This window comes from Pseudomonas tremae, assembly GCF_023278125.1.
Classification (GTDB): Bacteria; Pseudomonadota; Gammaproteobacteria; order Pseudomonadales; family Pseudomonadaceae; genus Aquipseudomonas; species Aquipseudomonas tremae.
In genome coordinates this window covers 3,387,027-3,404,348 of the sequence record NZ_CP066270.1, presented here as the reverse complement: position 1 = coordinate 3,404,348, position 17,322 = coordinate 3,387,027, and the positions used below count along the sequence as shown (strand labels likewise).

8 protein-coding genes are annotated in these 17,322 nt (G+C 53.8%); 1 reads left to right on the top strand and 7 read right to left on the bottom strand.

The genetic code is table 11. From position 1 onward, the window contains the following. Window positions 1-5: 5 nt before the first annotated feature. The 7 genes from I9H09_RS15520 to I9H09_RS15490 form a co-directional block, all read right to left on the bottom strand. Window positions 6-2,525, bottom strand: a complete 2,520-nt coding sequence (locus I9H09_RS15520; protein ID WP_122347790.1) for a fimbria/pilus outer membrane usher protein — start codon at window positions 2,523-2,525, stop codon at window positions 6-8. A gap of 29 nt (window positions 2,526-2,554) precedes the next feature. Next, on the bottom strand, window positions 2,555-3,310 hold the full coding sequence (locus I9H09_RS15515) for a fimbrial biogenesis chaperone (protein WP_397417048.1): 756 nt from the start codon (window positions 3,308-3,310) through the stop codon (window positions 2,555-2,557). A gap of 67 nt (window positions 3,311-3,377) precedes the next feature. Continuing rightward, complete coding sequence (locus I9H09_RS15510; RefSeq protein WP_122323477.1) at window positions 3,378-3,923, bottom strand: fimbrial protein; 546 nt, start codon at window positions 3,921-3,923, stop codon at window positions 3,378-3,380. 373 nt (window positions 3,924-4,296) lie between these two features. Beyond that, window positions 4,297-9,351: an RHS repeat-associated core domain-containing protein gene (locus I9H09_RS15505; RefSeq protein ID WP_248972577.1), complete on the bottom strand. Its 5,055-nt coding sequence runs from the start codon at window positions 9,349-9,351 to the stop codon at window positions 4,297-4,299. Window positions 9,352-9,435: 84 nt separating this feature from the next. Further along, entirely contained in the window at window positions 9,436-12,267 is a 2,832-nt protein-coding gene (locus I9H09_RS15500) for a hypothetical protein (RefSeq protein WP_147458940.1), read from the bottom strand. Window positions 12,268-12,299: 32 nt separating this feature from the next. Then, entirely contained in the window at window positions 12,300-15,260 is a 2,961-nt protein-coding gene (locus tag I9H09_RS15495) for a hypothetical protein (RefSeq protein WP_248972576.1), read from the bottom strand. Between the two features lie 239 nt (window positions 15,261-15,499). Then, window positions 15,500-16,114 carry a hypothetical protein gene (locus I9H09_RS15490; RefSeq protein ID WP_122346464.1) on the bottom strand — a complete coding sequence of 205 codons (615 nt, stop codon included), beginning with the start codon at window positions 16,112-16,114 and terminating at the stop codon, window positions 15,500-15,502. A 202-nt stretch (window positions 16,115-16,316) separates the two neighbouring features. Here I9H09_RS15490 and I9H09_RS15485 point away from each other — a divergent pair, with 202 nt between their 5' ends. Beyond that, a complete protein-coding gene (locus tag I9H09_RS15485) occupies window positions 16,317-17,318 on the top strand; it encodes a hypothetical protein (RefSeq protein ID WP_122312117.1) in 1,002 nt (333 codons plus the stop codon). The last annotated feature ends 4 nt before the right edge of the window (window positions 17,319-17,322 follow it).

Here is a 17,322-nt window from a genome sequence, read left to right as displayed (position 1 = left end):
CGGCCCTAGCGACATACCAGTGATTGCAGGCGATAACCCTGCTTCTGCTCCATGCCCTGCGGGTCCAGGGCAATTTTGCAGCGCTGATCTTCTTGCTCGCCCCAGCGGACATTCAGCGTCTGTGGCTCATTGTCGATGGAAAGCAAGAGTTGCCCGCCCTGACTGACGACGCCCTGCAGAATGCCGTCGAGGTCAGTGACTTGTGCGCCAAACGGCAGCGGTAAACCTTCTGCGGATGAGATCGTCAGTGCTAGTCGATTGACCGTTCGGGCGGCGAAGGTGCTTTTGACGATTGCCCCGCGTCGCGGGATGACCTGAGCGGCGCCGTTGTCGATTTCCACATCCGGACCCAGGTCGTCGGTTTGCAGTGCCAGGTAATTGACCCGGTACGGACGCATATAGGGCACCAGTGCGAAGCCGCGTTCATTGGTTTTGACTCCGGGCGCGTTGGTCACACCGACTCCGGAAATACCGGACACCTCGATGAGCGCTGACGTGTCACTCAGATAAGGCCCCAACTCGAAACCGCCCTCATGCAGCAATATCGCACCGCTCGCGTTCATCGAGACGCTGCGGTAGTCGTTGCCTTGAGTCACGCCAGCGCCCACGCTGGCAAAGGGCGCTTGCCAGGATGTCGAAAGGGACGCTGATTGTCTGCTGTCCTGATCATTGCTCAGGGCCGCGCTATATCCGAGGCGGCCGTGGCTGGCACTGCCGCTCAAGCGCGCTGTCTGGCTATGTTTTCCGCCGCTGTCCGTGTAACTCATGCTGGCGGAGCTGGAGTGCCCCAGATCCAGAGGGAACGAAGCGCTGATGCCGACCTGGCGGTCATTTTCGGAGCCTGAGCGCTCATCGCTCAATGACTGCGAGGCGTACAGGCTGTAGCTGACACCCTTGAGTTGCGTGTTGAAATTGAGCTGGAATTGGCGCTGCTGATAAGTAGTGTTCCAGAAGTCTTCCTGAGACAAGGACAGGCTCAGTGAGCCGGCATTCCCCAGATTCTGGAACGCAGCAGCTTCCAGACGGCTGCGTCGACTGCCACGATAGTTTGAATCACGGCTGCGCTCCCGAACCGCCTCGTCAAAGTCACGATAGCCTTCAGTCGAATAGCGATAACCGGCGAAGCGCAGACTGGTTCCGGTTTGAAATGCCTTGCCGTATTTGATGGCGTAACTCATGCCATTGACGCTGCCGTCGGGCTGGGTGTCGATATCGGTGCTGGCGTGGGTCATGTCAATCGCCAAGGCTCCAAGCGCGCCAAGATCACGGGCGATGCCGATATTGCCTGCGCGGTAGAAGTCGCTCGTCAGCACGCCGCCGTACACGGTGATTTTTTGACCCAGGCCCATTGTCAGCGTGCCTTGTAACAGTGGCGGGCCGGCCGTGCCATTGGCTGCGTTGTAGCGCCCGATAGCAGCGCTGTAGCGCCAGACGCCCTTGCGCAGCAGGTTGCTCAGCGTGGAATACGGCTGGGTAAACCGTCGAACCAGGCCGTCAGCTTCGGTCAGGACAATCTCCAGTTCGCCGCTGCCGCCGGTAATCGACAGGTCATTGATCTCATAAGGACCAGGGCTGACATAGGTCGAGTAGACCGGATACCCGTTTTGCAGAATTTCAAGTTTGGCCCGGGTCTGGGCGACGCCGCGGATGATCGGCGCGTAGCCTTGCAGCACATCCGGTAGCATGCCGAGATCGGTTGCAACGACCATGCCCTTGAGCGGCAGGCTCTTGAATACCTCGCCAGGCGTGGAGGTTTCCCCAATTGTCAGGTTGGCGCTAGTGCCTGGCAGATCGCGTTGCAGATAAGTGTAAGCGCGCGTCCATTGTCGCTTGCCATCCGGATCCTGACGCAGAGACTGGCTGCTGCGCAGTCGCCATTCGCCCAGATTGATTCCGCCGTTGAGGTACATATCGTCACTGGTCTGGCTGCCGCCATATCGACTGCTGCCTTGCTGCGCTGAGACCTGATAGTTGACGAAAGCAGCGTTGATACCTGAATCCCAGCGCGCAGGGTCGACGTGACCCGCCACGTCCCGGCGCATGGCAATTTGCGGGATCGATAACGACACTGCCATCCTGCTCGTATCGAAGTCGATCAATGCACCGGGTATGCGTGACAGCAGGTCAAAACAGACATTTTGCGTATCAAGCGGCTCCAAAAGGCCGTCCAGACGCACGCCCCATTCGCCCAGCCAATGGGACGACAGGCATGGCATCAGGCGACCATCCTCGGGGTGGGCCAGAAACTCGACCTCGTACTCGTCGACGTATTTAAGATTGACGAACAGGCTGACCAGATGGCGTCCAGGTGCCAGGCTTCGCTCATTGCTCAGGCTGGCCAGCGCCATTTCTGCGGTGGCGCTGTTCTGCATGCTGTCCTGACGCATGAAGCCGGACTGAAACTTGACGGGTTGTGCTGCCTGCGCGGCGGCTGTCTGCAACGCGGGCACGCCACTACTGACAATAAACAGGAAAGTCAGGCGCAAGCGGCTACCCGGACGCGATGGTCCGATGTGGAAAAGCATTGGGGTGTTCCTGGCAGTGTGCGGCGGGGTTATGGCTTGAGCAGGGCCGTGGCGTTTATATCCGGAGTGACGCCGCCGTAATCATTGATGGCGGCAAAGGTCACCTGTATGTCAGGTCCTGGCTTGAGGCCGTCGAGCAGATAGGACTGGCTGGAAAATGGCCCCACCATTGTCGGGCTGTTAAGTCGAAGGGTTGTGAGTGCGGCCTTCACCTCAAAGCGTGTGAAGGACACGTGGAATGGCGTAGGGTTTTCCACTCGTAACTGTGTCTTGCCATCGGTCTGGCTGATAGACCATTGCAGATCTTTCAGGCGTGCAACCGGGTTGTCCTTGAGCTCGGTGGGCCGGTAAAACAGCTTTATCCGGGTCCGCAATGCGATGTTCAGGACGTTGCCCGACCCCTGTGTATCCGCTTGAGGGATCTCCTGAACGTTGAAGTAGAACAGCGACTCCCGATCTCTGGGGAGATTGTTAGGCAAGCCGCTGATCTTCAGCTGTTGTTCTTTCTTAGGGTCCAGCCTGAACAGGGGCGGGGAAGTCAGGAAGGGCACTGCGGTGGTGGTGTCGTCTGCCGCAGTGTTGACCCAGGTCTGCACCGCATAGTGATCCTTGCTGGGGTTGGAAATGATCAGCGACACGCTGCGTTTGTCGCTGTCGAAAATCACCCGGGTGCCGCTGACTACAAGGGCTGCATGGCTGGACGGTTGAAAGCCGAGCATTAACAGACTGCTCAGAGCGGCAAATGATAAGGTTCGCGCGTGAACCGTCAGTCTTTCCGAAAACATATGTAATACCTGTGTCATCAAGCGTGCTCCCTGCACCTCAGGCGAGGGCAGGGAGCAGGGACGTGTGTCAGTTTATGGCGACGGAGAAACCCACGTCTGCTTCTGTTGAACCAGGGGTTACTGCTGCATCTGTAGAGCGGAACATGACGGAGAACTTCATGTCGGTAGCAACGGTGGCGCTCAACGGGTAATCAACGGATGGTTTGCCGTTTTCTATCACTGTGCCAGTATTGTCTTTCAACACCGCAACGACATTGGTTGCGGAACCGTTTTGCGATTTGAATTTGAAGTATTGGCCCGATGAATCTGCAGCCCCGGTAAACGTCACATTGGCGACGTAGGTTGTATAGTTGCAGCCTGAACCTGGAGTGAATCGCAGGGCAAAATCTTTGCCACTAACCTCTTGGTCAGCGGCGGTAAAGCGGCTGGCGGCGACAGTGCCGATGTTGATCTGGCCATTACCCGGCATACCGGTGATCGGGTCTACTATCTGAATGCTGCACGTGGCCGACGTGATATTACCGGTGAAGCTTATATTGCCAGTATTGGCGAAAGCAGGAGCAGCAGCGGCCATCAGCAGGGTCAATGGCAGGGCGAGCAAAGTGCGTTTCATTTGTAATTCCTTTGTAAATGAATGTCTCGGGATAGCGCATGTCATCTGCGTTACCGAGTCGATAGACGTATTTACGGGTTTACTTATTGCTTGAGTAAACCGCAGCAGCGCCTGTAAGGATGATGTGAAACATTTGTAGGTTTGGTCCTACAGGCGGCGTGCAGGTTAGGCGGGTTGGCGGGCTGAGAGAATAGGAGGATTCCCTGTTTGTGTAGGGATTTTTCCTTTTGTTACGTAGGATGAGGGTTTGGCGAAATAAGCAGTGATCCGAGTATTATTCTTGATGGTTTTTTGAAACTGCGACGGCATATTTAGTGGTCTTACGCCTTGGTTACTTGCGTGCCAAGGCGTGAGATGGCGTTGTCAGAAATTATCAAGTGGGGAGGTTGAGAATTCCTGTTCCCCTAAGTTTTGATGCGTCGTCAGGGGGGCTATCATCTACAATGTCTATGTATGACCGTGGCCAATTTTTTTTCAATTCAGGGGGCGAGCTGTTATCTGATGAAAGCGATAAAGACGATGAGGAACGTCTGCTGGTTTTCGAGTCGTAGTCTATCCGAGGTGACGCAGGGCGAGCAGGAGTCGGTGGCGGCGGCGGGGCAGGGGTAGGGTGAACATCTACGCTAACTTTAATTAGACCTGAGGACACGCTATTACTTCGAGTTAGAGGTGGGGCTGGAAGGGCATTGTCGATTGCAGACCCTTTACTTGCAGTGCTGTTAAGACGGGCAGGGGCGGAGTGTCTGCGAGCCAAACTCCCAGTATTTTTTCCGATGTTGTTTAATGAGCCGTTAGCCGTTTTGGCGACGGCTTTAAAACTTGACTTGCTCATCACCCCAACACCAGCTACAAAGTTGACCGTACCCATTATTAAAGCGGTGTTCATAAGTTTATTGGCCTTCTCCGGGTCGCTAGTTGCCAGGCTGGCAGTGATCATACTTGCGGATGCGATCTCAGTGGCTATCCCTACACCCACGACCGCCATCATGACAGGCGAAAGCGAACCAAATGAGGCTACCGAGAAGGCAATGCCCATCGCTGCAAAACCCCAGGTAAGTGCGATGGCAAGTCCATCGGTCTCGTGCTGGTTGTAATAAAGCTGACCCACGCTATGCCCGGTCGGGTCCTGAAAGGCAATCGGATTGCCTATGCAGTAACCATAAGGGTTGAGCCCGCCCGCCCCGAACGGGCTCATCGAGTCCGGGCTGTGAAAACGCATCAGTTCAGGGTTGTAAGCGCGGTAGCCCTTGCCCAGCAGATACCAGCCGCAGGACGGATCGCGTACTTCGCCATTGAATGCCAGAAGGCTTTGCAACTCACCGTCATTACTGCTGCGTTCGCCATAAGCTTTATAAACAGCCGTGCGCAATTCCGATTGCTGGATTTCACCGATGACACTGTTGCTCGCATTAGTCATCAATAGCAATGCTGTGCTGGCCGTGTCACCGACCTGTTGCTGGCCAAGGGGTGTATCGCCGTCGCTCAGGTAGTGAGTTCTGGCCTGACCCTGTACCGTGTTGCTCAGTCGATCTCCTTCATAAAAACGTAACGTGGCAGCGTCACTGCCTTGCGTGACTGTTGTAAGGTGATTGTGTCCGTCATAGTCATACCGGTTGACCGAAAGACCGCTGCTATTTCTGACACTCATCAGTCTGTTTTGGCTGTCATAAATCAACTGTTGACCCTGCTCATCATTGAGCATGTTGCCGTCGTCGTCGTAGACAAAGCTGATCTTGGGAATATAGTCACGAATAGTGTGTATGCCTTTCGTGAGTGAGTAGCTGATTTGCATCAACTGACAGGCATCAACGGGCGCGTTGTATTGGTAATCCGCCCTTTCTTTGGAATCGTCGATAAAGTGGGTAATGGAGGCAACGATGTTATCCAGCGTATCGAAACGAAACAGCTGACTGATTATTTTACGCCCCTGCCTGTTGCGCGGCAGCGTCGCCCCCGAACAGCTGAACTGCATCAGCCTTCCACGATTGTCGTAGGTGAACTCTTCCAGTAACAGACTTTTGCCAGCCTCTTGAAGGTGTCGGCTGAGCAGTTGATCGTCAGCTCTCCATACCTGACGAACAGTGCGGGCAGGGCGTCCGCTCATGTTCAGGGTGCGCAGTGTTTCCCGCGAGTGTTCATCGTATTCGACAACGGTGTCCAGATAGGCCTCGGACATCATGTCGGTGGTTCGTGTGCCAGTGGTGCGGCTCAGCGAGTCGTACCTGAATGCTGCTTGCAGTTGCCCTTGTATGACGCTGCTTACTCTCCCGAAGTTGTCATGGCTGTAAACAGTTCTGATGCCGCTGGCATCCGTGCGTTGCAGTTGCCTGCCAAGTAGCGAGTTGGTGTACCGGGTGGCCCAGGTTTGCCCGCTTGCCTTCCAGATATTCTGCTGCAGATGCCCTGCGGCGTCGTATGTATAGCTGCGTTCCCCCTCTCTATTGACTGACTTCAGCATACGTGCGCTTTTTTCATCATATTCAAAGCTGACGTCGCCATCGGGTGACTGCGTGCGGATCGGCTCTTCGGTCAGGCCCAAATCATAGGTGTAATGAATGGAGGCATTGCTGGGCGTGATGCGCTCGCTGATTCTCAGGTGGCTGCTGTTGTAGCGATAATTTTCGATGCGCCCACCCGTCCGGAGCTGGATGAGGCGGCCGAGTCCGTCGAACGATTGCTCTCCGGCAATGACTGCGGCAAGGCGAGCGTAGGCAGACTGAACAGTTACTCCACTAGCCAGTTCGGCGATGCTGTGCGCGGCATAACTGCGCAAAACCTTGTCATGATTAGGCAGTGTGCTCTCGACCATACGGTCGAAAGTATCGTAGCGATAGCTGCCGATATGGCCCAAGACACTGACTTCCTCAACCATACGACCCAGGCCGTCGTAGCGATAAAGCTGTTTGCCCATGCTCTGCCTGTCCAGATCAAAGCGCTCCACTGCGTCAGGCTTGCCGAGCAGGTTGAGTTTGCTCTCTACCCGACCGTAGTGCTTGTCGGGGTCGTTACGTGCTTGCTGCCAACTGCTTTGAGTCGGCATATAGTGGCCATCTCCGGTTCGCCAGCCAAACGGGTTCATCAAGCTGTATGCCACCACCCCGTCCGGCCCTGTTTCACTGACCTGCTGACCCCAGTCATCATAGCCAAAGGTGCTGGTCAGGGTCAGCACCTTGTTGTTTTCGTCCAGCCAGTCGTAGCGCGTTTCTTGCTGCAACTGGCCACGCGCGTCGTACCTGGCTGCGTAGGTATCACGCATGCGTTTGTTGCCATCGGCACCATCGGCATTCTGACGCGTTTCGCGAAACACCCGACCCAGCCCATCCAGGTAGCTGCAGGTAGTCACGCCCTTGACGTCGGTGATCTGCTGATGCGCCGTCTCGCCTTCGGTGGCCACCAGTGTGTAGGCATAACGACGCGTGGCCTCATAATCGCTGCCCGGCGCAACGGTTTCGCTGGTGACCCGCTCCAGGGCGTCGTAGGTGTAGCGAATCTCCACTTTGGCGTCGTCGACGGTCAGCAGCGGCTCGCCATTGATCAGCGAGTGCTCCAGATTGAGGGTCCGGGTGTGGCTGTCCAGTGTGCTGCTCAGGGTCTGGGTGGTCTTGAGCACGGTTTCGGCCCGGCGAGCGTTCCTGCCCAGGCTAGCTTTTCTCAACGCTCTGCATGCTCTGCACTTTCTGCATGCTCTGCACTTTTTATGCGCTTTACCCTTTTTGCCGCCTTCTGCGGCGCGACTCAGGGACTTGCTGTAGGCAAAGCTGGTCAGGGTGCTGATGCCGTTGAGTGTGAACGTGTCCAGCAAGGGGCGACCGTGACTCAACACATCCTCCGGCTGCTGAATATAGAGGTGGCCGGTGGCGTGCAGGGTCGTTTCCGAGTCGCCCTGCACGCTGAGCAGCGTCTCGCGGGTGAGCACCAGCCAGGGTTTTGATGCGCCGCTGACCGGCGCCATCGCGTCATAAACAAAGCGGTTACGCAGCACCGGCGCGGGCTCGCCATACTTGGACTGCGCGGGGGTGACGGTGCGGGTCCGGACGTGACGCACGAAGCCTTCCGGGTCTGGCGGGCACTGAAACTCGCCCTGTGTTTCGCCTTCTGCGGGGTACCAGGTGCTGGTTTCGAGCACGCCGCTGGGCTGGAGCTGACGCGTCAGGTTGCCAAAGTTGTCGTAGTCGCTGCTGAGGGTTTCGTAGCGCACCTGACTGGCGTTGCTGCGCAGCGACCATCTGTTGGTGACGTTTTTGGGCTGCTGAAAATAAGGCGGCTGCTGATCGAAATCGGATTGCTCCAGAGCGTGATAGACCGTGCTGGTCTTTTTCACGTTATCGCCCTGGGTCGTGGTCTCTTCGGTCAGCAAATGAAAGCGGTTGAAACTGCGCTCGACAGTGCGTACGGGCTCACCGCTGACGATCAGGCTTTGCGTGGTGCCGTACTGGTAGTTGCCGCTGACCTGGTACAGGTTGTCTTCGCCGTTGTCTTCCCAGATCAGCCCGCTAGCGTTGTTGCCCAGAAAATTGTTGGTCTGGCCCGTACCGTGGGCACTGTAGCCATAATGGGTGCTGATGGTCGACTGACCGTTTCCGGGGTAGGTCAAATGCTCGGTGACCCTGCGCAAGGCCGGACGTGCGTCGGCATGGGGGAATGCATGTCCGGCATCGTGATAGCCCACGGTTTCCCGGGCACCGCTCGGGGTGTAGGCCTCAGTGATGCATAACAGCCCGTTCAGCTGTTGGTAAACGAAACGCCAGCAGGCCCCGTCGGCGGTGGGCAGCACTACCTTCGCCACACGAAAGTCAGACCCGGCCAGCTCCATTGTAAAGCGTGCGGGCAGCACCCCCGGGTTCAGGATGATTTCAATCTGCCACTTGGTGCGTGCCAAACTGATCAAGGTGCGCTGGCTGTCGCTGACGGACGCCAGGATCTGCTGGCCGTTGAACAGGTCGTAATCAAGGTAGACCGAACGCCCGTCGGGCGAGCTGATTTCGTATGGCAGGGCCAGGCGGTTATCGGTACTGCCGCCGGTACGTAGCCGTTCGACCAGCCCGGACTTGTGAACGATCCTGAAGGTTTCGTTACCGGTCTGATGAAGGTGAAAGCTGTCGAGTTTCTGCTCCTTCATCAATAGCCTGTCGCTGGTGCTGTCGGAACCGGTGACCTTGAACGACTCGCCACTGCTCAGCGAGAGCATGCGCGTGACGGGGTCGTACTGGGAAAGTTGCAGGTTCCAGCCAAAACCGTACCCGGAGTCGCGGGTATTGAGGGGGCTGAACGCCAGGGTGATGGGCACGAGGGGGCCGGCCAGGTCATTGGCCTTGAGTTCGGGCAGGCTGATGGAGGCGGTATACAGGCCGGTACGCGGATCGACCCCGCTGTTGAGGAAGCTCATGAAGTTGAAGGCGTTGGAGTGCAGTGAGGTGGTGGTGGACATGGGGCATGCCTCGGTTGCTATGGAGGGCAACTCACTGGGCGCGGCGAACCAGATACCACGAGAGCGCCCAGACTGCTGAGAGATTCAAATGACGTTGATCAGCAATGTGTTCCGGCTGTCAGTAACTTCTATTGAAGGAAAACCGATTGAAAGCGCATGATGATTGCCATTCTCATCCAGCATTCGTAGCTTGAGAGGGGCTTCCAGTAAACGCGCAGTACTGCCCTGATTATATTTGACATTGTCGACCCGGAATAAACAGATCATCAATTGCCCTGCCCCCACGCCGTATCCAGGAACAATATTGCTTTCCAGCGAGGTGCTGGGTATAACCTCAGCAAGCCGTTCATCATAGTTCACAGTTCCCTGATCACCCTCAACGGCCATATCGTTGAATAGGTAACCGGTGTAGCTGAACATCGTTTCGTTAACCCTGCGACTTTCCCACTGAACAGTCGATTGACTGTCCTCGAACTCGCATCTCACAAACCGTACAGATAGTCCATTAGTGCCGACGAACTCGAGTGTCCAGTAATCGGTGGTGGTCAGAAAATAATCGTAGTCTGCCTGTTGCGGCGGGTTATTGCCGCCGCCGGAAACGCGCTGAAGTGCAAATCTATAATTGGTCACCGGAAATCTTGGCGGTTCCAGGGGACTGAGCACGATCGTATAAGGCGCATACTGGCTTTCATGATTCGACACATGCGGCACCGCATATTGGTCGACGATTTTCGCAAAGAACACTTCGGCAGACTTCGCGCGCGTCTGTACGTACACCCTTCTACGGGTAATGCTACTACGGGCTTCATTGACGGGCTCATCGGAGGTGTTCAGGGACGGGGAATATTGATTGAAACGGTTCTCCGCGCCATTGACCACCCAGGTATAATGGTCATCACTTTCAATGCCGTCCTTACCCGCGGGCAGGTAGTCAAGCTCCTGCCCACTGTCCCTGTACACAATGGTCAGACTGCTCATCTCTTCGAGTGTTACAGGGTAATCCTGGTTATCGGTCTCAATCTGTACATTCACGGCTATTTGCTGATAGCCATTGGCAAATGCCGAGCGCTGGTCATTAAGTGCAGTCAAAGTGAACTCACACAGACTTGACCAGGATTTCTCGGCGATGAAGTCAGACAGTTGCACGATGCTGTAGCCAGTCATCCATATGGTTCCGCCGTATATAACTTCACACCGTACCACACTGAGCGGCGATTCAATCTGGGCAGGGGCGGAGAACAGTCCTTGTGGCGTGACACCGCCGCCACCACTGAGTATGCTCCAGCGAATATATTCCGGAGAGGTGTTTTTGACCGAAAGTTGAACCTCCGCGGAGCGGTTTATACCCGCGCTGAAGGGGGGATGAACATCCAGAGTCGGAGGCGTTGCCAGCAATACCACAGAGGCCAGCGTGCTCGAGCCAGTGTCACAGTCCAGAACCTTGATTTGCTGCACTGCCATGACTTCGCCGTCGGGCAATGTCCCCGGAGGTGTGTAAATGGCACTATTACCAGTCACGTCCAACTTGCCGTACTCTGCTCCCAGCAGCGACCACTTCAGCTTGCCCCCACCTAGCGTTGACGCCGAAAATGCAACCGGGTTAGCGTTACGTTCCGCAGATCTGAAACATGATTGAGGTGCGACCGTCATCCCTTCAAAGACAACAGCAATCAGAGCAGATGCCTGAACGTTCTTGCCTGCGACTATGTCGTAATAACTGGCCGTTACAATATTGCGTACTGTTTCCTTGCCAAGATTTTGAGGTTCGACACTTCCGTAGAGGCCTGATGTAGAGATACGCCCGGCACTGTGAGTGGTATTGATGCTGTAGACACTCCAGGTGACGGAGGCATCATTGAATACTGTCCTGCCCTGTACCAGTTGAAATTGTTGCGTATGACCTGCCTGTATGACTTTAAATAATGGCTCCACCGTAACGGTCGTCAGCGTCGGATCAATGTTGCCAAACACAATCATATCGTGCGGTTCGTGCCGGGAGCTTTCTACAAATACGTTCTGGCCGGGAAACAACAGGCTGTTAAGCAAGTCAAGTCGTTGCTGCTCTACGTATTGAAGCATGTCGTAGGACAGCACCAGCGCTGCCGAGTAAAGGTCTTGCCCCGCAGCGTCCTTGTCATCCGGAATAAAATATGGAAAGCCACTGCCTTCGCCTGGAAGATAGCCGGGTGAAGCCTTACCTCTCAACGCGATGAAAATAACCACGCCACCTTCGCCGTAGTTTGTGGACTTCGCGTCCTTGGCGCCCGGCGCCGCCTGGGTCAGGATACGGAAGGTTGTCGGGGTTAGCGGGTTGTAGCCTTTCAAGTCCAGCATGCCAAGCTCGAATACCCGTTTGTGACGTGGCAGGTTCTGTATCACCGACCGAAATGCCAGGCCAACACGATGCTGGACATTGAGCTGGTTTGAGAGATTGGTCGTGAATTCATATCCGTCTTTCAAATCCAGAGTGACTCGTCCACGCTTGTCGACCTCACCCACCACCACGGTCAGATTAATAGTCATGACCAGCTTGAAACCTTGCTGCTCGGAGAGCTTGAAGCTGGAGGTCAACAGTGTCGGCTGACCGGCCAACGCTGAAAATGACGTCACCGTTCCGGCGATGAACCACATTGTCAGTGTGGCCTGCGAATTATCAAGAGAGGCGGTTTCAAACGATAGCAACGGCTGACTCAGAATAACGGCCTCGATATCCATCCACTCATCTTCTTTCTCCGTCAGAAAAATAGACGACAAATTGAAGGGCGGCAGGAAGCTGAGTTCGTCGAAACCAGCGACGAATTGCTGTTCCAACAATCTATTCAGTCGCGCACGACCGAAAATAGAAATAGCCCCCCAGTCGGATGTTGAAGGGCGGTCTCGCATGGACACTAACAGCTCGTCCCTTGAATGGCTCATGATAAACTCCTTGTATTAATAAAGCGGCTACTTTAAATAGGGCGGCAAGCTGGCATAAACTCAGGCGTCAAGGGTGCGGTATCCTCCGGGTAGTCGAATAGCGGCAGAGGGATCAGTATAGAACCAATGAAGCTGGTGAGCACAGTGTGCCTGACAACTATTAAAACAAAGTTATGCTCAAGCGGCGACGGCGGGGTGTAGACGCCATTATCAATACTGCCTGAGCCAAGTATTATCTCCCACGTAACTTCCTCAGGCTTCAGAAGTGTAACACCTGCTTTCACAATTAACTTTGTACGCTCTACAGATGAGTAGGAAAAGTCTCTCGTGATGTTGAGCACCGATGGGGCATTTAATACCACGAGGTAACTCGACCTCTTTTTCCCGGCCTCAGTTTCGACTACCACTTCTTCAACAAAGTAAGGTACGTCTGGAGCGGGCGTAGGTGCAGTGTAAGTATTTTCAAACCCTACCTTATTTAAAAGGTGTCCGCCATTGGACGGCGTCTTCAGCGTCCATGTCAGTGTGTCGGCGCCTCGGCTGCCTGCCGACAGTGAGCGTTTTTGATATGCGCCACACGTTTGAATAACCGGATTGACGGTAATATCGCTGACCACTACCGATACAAGGGCCGAGCTGCTGTAGCTGCCTACCGTCGCAGTTACCTTGACCCGAATGAAGGGCGCTCCACCAAGGCTGGGTGGAGCCTCATAAACCCCGTCTTTATTCACACCCCCAGGGAAGCCTGTCTCTCCAGCAATTCTCTTAACCGTCCAGGCCACGCCTGAAGTAGAGGGGGTGGTGGTGAATGGTAACGTGTCGCCTAAACCCACCACCGCTTCAAGTGGGCTGATCGAGAAATGCGTAACGGTGGGTCCCAAATGACCAAAGACGGCCATATCGCCTGGGAGAGCTACCTCATCGAACGCGATAGAGTCACCGCTCTTGAACAGAATAGATTGAAGGGCAAATATATTAATGTCTGGCAGTTTTTTCAGTATCCAGTCTAAATCGTCTTCATACATTGATTTCAATGTACTCACAAATTGGGATTCGACTTGTCTAAATGCTTGTTGAGCGTCCCCATCATTAACGGGAGGTGGCTTATGAATTGGAAAGGAAACCGCGGAACTCATTGATGTCAGCCCTGTGGGCGTTATCATATGCGATGCGCGGTCTACCTCATAACCACAGCTCTTGGAGATATCAGTCTTTACATCATTATAGGCGTGTTTGCTGGCAGGCCAGCCTTCAGCTGCAATGGCTGTGTTGACACCTTTGGGGGATGATATATTAAGCCCGAGATGTATCTTGCCGTTTTGTATACGCCCTACCGCGCTTCTGTCTGCTCCCGCATCCGACGTATTGTAGGTTGTTTCTGTTTTACAATTAAACTGCCCATGTTCAAAAAACGAGATGGATGTGTGAAAGTGAGGGGCTTGCGGATGAATTATCTTAAATGATTCCGCACTTTCTGGCTCTATTGTCCACGCTCCAGGATTAATGAGTCCAACCATCACCATGGCCTCACCAATAGTGGCCTCCAACAACAGCTTGTTACTCATCAAGAGTATTGCGCTGTTCTGCGTATCATTGGGAATCAGATAGGGAAAGTCTGCACCAGGGTTGCCTCCGGATTTTTCGTTTTCCATGGCAACCAATACCAACACTGATCCATCACCATAATTGCCCGCATTGCGCTCTTTGCTCCCTGGTGCGGCTTGGGTACGCAATTTGAAAGTCTCGGGCTTTATGACGTCATCCGAATGCTTTGTAATTTCACTTATTGTTACCACACGTTTACTGTCGGGTAGACTTTCGAAATACTCTTTGAAAAAAATCCCTCCGGCTTCTTGCTCTAATATAAAATCGGAAAAGCTCAGGCTGAAATTGCTGCTTTTACTCAGGTCCAGGACGACCTTCCCAGCACTGTCAATGCTTCCCGGTACGTCAACCAGCTCCAGGTCCATTGTCAGGACTGGTCCGTTAAGCGGGTCGATGATACCTATGCGTGTCGGTTCTTTACCGCCGGGGATGTGGTTAAACGTCACCTGAGTACCACCGACGACGTTCATCGTCAGTTTGGCGTCTGCTGTTTCACGATCAATGTTGGCCGTTTCAAATGAAAGTCGTGGACAGTCCATCTGGTAGCCCGTGATAAACTGGCCAGTTGTCGCGGTCGTGGCGATATACTTTTCAATAGGGTCCAGGTAGTCGCCTGTGCTGAAGCGACTGATATACTCCTGCAATAAAACAGTGTTAGTGTCTTTTCGGTTAAATACCAGGATTGCCCCCCAGCCCATCGTTCTCGGCTTTACCTGCATCCATTCGATCATTTGTTTTTTAGACATGCCAGTCGTGGCGTAGTCTACAGCGGGTGGTTGAACACAAACGTCTGACTCAACATCGTGATTGTCGGGTTGTTTAATTGCCAGCACCAATGACACAGCGGGAAACCTGGTAAACGAATTCCCGTCATCAAAACTGACAGACACATTGAGTATTAGACGTGCGCCGACACCCAGCTGCGTCAGAAAAGACTTGCTCAGGGTTGCCGTTATCTGGCCTTGGTCAATATGCGTTTGTGTGATCGGGAAATCGCTCAACGGCCACTCGCTTGTCCCACTGTTCGCTTCAATGGTAACGCGTTGGCCGGGGGCCATGAATACCCACTTTCGCAGCGTCACGACTGCTCCGGACTCCGGCACGCAATTCAACAGCAATCTACCGATGTCGGTACAGCTGCACTGTACGGTGGTGTAGTTGTGGGTGGGCAAAGGGGTAATAAGCAGAATAAATACTTCAGAGGTGATGAGCGTTTTGCCCGGCCGGTTGATCCGATAGAGCACATTAACGTGCTTGCCCATGTTGGCTGGCACCGCACTGGCTGGAATCAAAAACAGACCCTCGTCCTCTGGCTCGGAAACGCTCGTAACGTACTGTCCACTGGTGCCGAACCCTTGCCATTGAACCTCGACTGTGTCGCCGTCCATTAACTCCTCGCTGGGCGGAATCCTTACACGTGCTCCGGCCCTTAACGACATAGCACTAATGTAGCCTTGCGAGGGTACCTTTTTGTGCGACCGAACAGGGGGCCCTGGCGCCCCTGGTTCTGCGCCTTCAATAATGGGTGGCATAGAGAGATACGCCTCTTTAATCTCAATGTTCAGTGCGTACGAGGATTCAGCTTTTCCGTAACGAGCGTATTGATATTCAAAGACAGCTCTCTCGTTTATATTTTTTCCAGCCAAGGCTGCTCCACAGTGAACTGGAACGTGCCTTTATCAATAATCGACTGGTCGATCAGCAGATAGTCAATGACTTGCGGTTCGCCCGGCCCGCCTTGGATATAACACAACACGCAGTCACCGACCTGAATGTCAGGGTACACATCAACGTTCAGATTCATACCTTGCGGGTAGTCCACAGGGTCAACAGGACCTCCTGTGTGATTGTCGATACTAAAGGCTGTCAGGCGTGGGGCAGAAGTGGGGTTAATATCGATTGTCTGTATGTCGGAGTCAAAAAATTCACCCGGATCATCCGAGTACTCTACCCGGTAACTCATTTGTGCAGTGCCACCTTCAATAAATGAAACATGCGTCGGGTCCAGCACCCAACTGAGTATCTGATCACTGGCCGTCACAATATGCTCGTCGGAAAAAAGCTCGTCGCGAAAGCCGTCAGAAGAAAATCCCTGCCAGGCAACTTTAACCTTACCGCCTGGGCTCGTGCGCGCGGAAGGTGCGACGACGAGCGTATAGCTGCCTCCGAGAGGTTTATCTGTGGTGTCCAGCGCAAGCGCGTGTGATTCTTTTAGTTGTACGACGGGTAGAGAGCTGTCCATATGCTTGGTTCCATCCATATTTACGGCGCACCGACATTCGGTACGCGTCACCATTCTTGATAATCAAAGCATTCATCAAGGTATAGGTCTGAAAGCCCACGCTGCCAACCTAGTACAAGTGCTAGGTCATATAATTCAATATGAGTGTTAACTTAAAGCTCGCACACTTCCTCATGACCTATTTAAACACCAGAGGCACGTTATGAAACCCCCAATAAAACTCCTGAGCTTTTTTATCATTTTTGCGTTTTTAGCAGGGTGTTCGGGTGCCTTGGTCAAGCAAGAAAACCCCAATGTAAAAGCAGACGGGACTATAACGTTGTACTTACCAAATGGTACCCCGCAATGCACCTTTCCAGCGGCCTCAGGTACTTTTCACTTCCCTAACAAATCAACCGACGACTACCCTTGCAAGCAGCTCCGCGGCGGAGGTTTCTTCAAACTCAATAATGTTCCTTCTGCTACAAAACTATGGCTTTTAAATGGAAAGCCTAAGCCTGGCCAACTAGAGACTCTACCCTTAAGGTGTATTCCAGGTGCTGATGTCGCTTTTGGTTGGTGGGAGCTTTTGACTATAAAAAACCCCACAACCACTGACCCTCAGATGAACAATGGACTTATCCGAATTGAAGACCTTAAAACATTGAGTGTTGGCAGCGTAGTCACTCCCGGGGTAAGACTAGTGGGGGCTGACGCTTATACCCATCCTGAGCCCGACAGAATAAGCTGTCTGATTATTGAGGTATCTCCTTTGGCCAATGCGGCATCAGACTCAAACACTGCAGAGCCCGCAAAACTTACACTTGAAGGTGCTAACGGTGAACATCATTGCACCCTTGACTTTAAAACTCAAAACTACGTATTCAAAGGTAATGCTCATTGCAATAATGATGAAGCAATAAAGCTTGAACTTGAACACGCACCTTCCGCCTCAAACATCCTCTTGTTCGATGATTACTCGTGCGACCGCAACGATGACGGTAATTACTTCTGGGTCTACCTTCGAACTATAAAAGAAGACGTATCGACGGTTAGCCTGATCGATCTTGATGACATCGCTACGGCACCGATCGGCTCGGTAGTTGCCCCCGGGATCAGGTTGATGGAACGCTATAAAAAGCCTGGAGAGTCCATGAAGAAGCGCACGTCCTGCGTACAGATTCAAGTGGATGCTCCACCACTGCTCCCCGTGAAAAGACATTGATGTC

Bases quoted from the DNA above. Each gene is read 5' to 3' on its own strand.
- I9H09_RS15520 (WP_122347790.1), bottom strand. From the start codon at position 2,525: ATGCTTTTCCACATCGGACCATCGCGTCCGGGTAGCCGCTTGCGCCTG.
- I9H09_RS15515 (WP_397417048.1), bottom strand. From the start codon at position 3,310: ATGTTTTCGGAAAGACTGACGGTTCACGCGCGAACCTTATCATTTGCC.
- I9H09_RS15510 (WP_122323477.1), bottom strand. From the start codon at position 3,923: ATGAAACGCACTTTGCTCGCCCTGCCATTGACCCTGCTGATGGCCGCT.
- I9H09_RS15505 (WP_248972577.1), bottom strand. From the start codon at position 9,351: ATGTCCACCACCACCTCACTGCACTCCAACGCCTTCAACTTCATGAGC.
- I9H09_RS15500 (WP_147458940.1), bottom strand. From the start codon at position 12,267: ATGAGCCATTCAAGGGACGAGCTGTTAGTGTCCATGCGAGACCGCCCT.
- I9H09_RS15495 (WP_248972576.1), bottom strand. From the start codon at position 15,260: ATGGACGGCGACACAGTCGAGGTTCAATGGCAAGGGTTCGGCACCAGT.
- I9H09_RS15490 (WP_122346464.1), bottom strand. From the start codon at position 16,114: ATGGACAGCTCTCTACCCGTCGTACAACTAAAAGAATCACACGCGCTT.
- I9H09_RS15485 (WP_122312117.1), top strand. From the start codon at position 16,317: ATGAAACCCCCAATAAAACTCCTGAGCTTTTTTATCATTTTTGCGTTT.